General features: G+C 67.0%; 1 pseudogene. It reads left to right on the top strand.

Annotated elements, in window-relative coordinates:
• Positions 1-75 precede the first annotated feature (75 nt).
• Positions 76-1,877, top strand: a pseudogene (locus DBR34_RS23885) (efflux RND transporter permease subunit); the annotation flags it as partial.

Here is a 1,877-nt window from a genome sequence, read left to right as displayed (position 1 = left end):
CCGGTGGACCGCCAGAACCGCCCGGTGCTGGCACCGGCGGCTGCGCCTGCCGCTGCCGGCAAGGGGCACTGAGCCGTGCGCCGCTTCAATCTTTCCGAATGGGCGCTGAGCAACCGCCCGCTGGTGCTGTTTGCGATGCTGGCGTTCGCGGTCATCGGCGCGTGGTCGTACAAGCACCTGGGCCAGTCCGAAGATCCGCCGTTCACCTTCAAGGCGATGGTGGTGCGCACGATGTGGCCCGGCGCCACCGCCGAGCAGGTCTCGCGGCAGGTCACCGAGCCGATCGAAAAAGCGCTGATGAACACCGGCGAGTACGAGTTCATCCGCTCCTACTCGCGCCCGGGCGAATCGCAGGTGATCTTCATGGCGCGCGACAGCCTGCGCTCCAAGCAGATACCGGACCTGTGGTACCAGGTGCGCAAGCGCGTGGGCGACATCCGCGCCACGCTGCCGCGCGAGATCGTCGGGCCGTTCTACAACGATGAGTTCGGCGACACCTTCGGCAACATCTACGCGCTCACCGGCAAGGGCTTCGACTATGCGGTGATGCGCGACTACGCCGACCGCATCCAGCTCGAACTGCAGCGCGTGCCGGACGTGGGCAAGATCGACCTGGTGGGCCTGCAGGACGAGAAGGTCTGGATCGAGCTGTCCAACACCAAGCTGGCCACGCTGGGCGTGTCGCTGCAGCAGGTGCAGCAGGCGCTGGCCGACCAGAACGCGGTGAGTGCCACCAGCTTCTTCGAAACCCCCAGCGACCGCGTGCAGCTGCGCGTGACCGGCCAGTTCGATTCCATCGAGGACATCCGCCGGTTCCCGATCCAGGCCGGCGACCGCACCCTCCACCTGGGCGACATCGCGCAGGTCAAGCGCGGCTTCGCCGACCCGGCCTCGCCGAAGATGCGCTTCATGGGCGAAGACGCCATTGGCCTGGCCGTGGCGATGAAGGACGGCGGCGACATCCTCAAGCTGGGTGCCACCCTGGACGCCGAGTTCGAGCGCCTGCAGAAAACCCTGCCGGCCGGCATGCAGCTGCGCAAGGTGTCCGACCAGCCGCACGCGGTGGAAGAGTCGGTGGGCGAGTTCGTGCAGGTGCTCACCGAAGCGGTGGTGATCGTGCTGCTGGTCAGCTTCTTCTCGCTGGGCCTGCGCACCGGCCTGGTGGTGGGCGTGACCATTCCGCTGGTGCTGGCGATGACCTTCTTCGTCATGCACTACTTCGGCATCGGCCTGCACAAGATCTCGCTGGGCGCGCTGGTGCTGGCGCTGGGCTTGCTGGTGGACGATGCGATCATCGCGGTGGAGATGATGGCCACCAAGATGGAGCAGGGCTACGACCGGCTGCGCGCGGCCAGCTTCGCCTGGGAATCCACCGCCTTCCCGATGCTCACCGGTACCCTGATCACCGCCGCCGGCTTCCTGCCGATCGCCACTGCGGCGTCGAGCACCGGTGAGTACACCCGTTCGCTGTTCCAGGTGGTGACCATCGCGCTGGTGGTGTCGTGGATTGCCGCGGTGCTGTTCATTCCGTACCTGGGCGACAAGATGCTGCCGGATCTGTTCAACCGACAGCCGCCCAAGCCGACCAGCCTGGCCGGGCGCTGGCACGCCCGCCGCCTGCAGTGGGCCGACCGCCACCCGGCGTTCGCGCGCTGGATCAAGCCGGCCGAACATGCGCACGACCATGACCCGTACCAGCGGCCGTTCTACACGCGCTTCCGCAGCTTCCTGGATACCTGCCTGCGCCACCGCTGGTGGGTGATCGGCGCCACGATTGCGTTGTTCATCTTCTCGCTGGCGATCTTCCGCTTCGTGCCCCAGCAGTTCTTCCCCGATTCGACCCGGCCCGAGCTGATGGTCGACATCGAGCTGGCCGA

Origin of the sequence: Stenotrophomonas sp. HMWF003 (assembly GCF_003061285.1) — a bacterium.
GTDB classification, from domain to species: domain Bacteria; phylum Pseudomonadota; class Gammaproteobacteria; order Xanthomonadales; family Xanthomonadaceae; genus Stenotrophomonas; species Stenotrophomonas maltophilia_AP.
The sequence above is the reverse complement of the archived record's forward strand: the minus strand, read 5'-3'. Positions and strand labels throughout refer to the sequence as shown.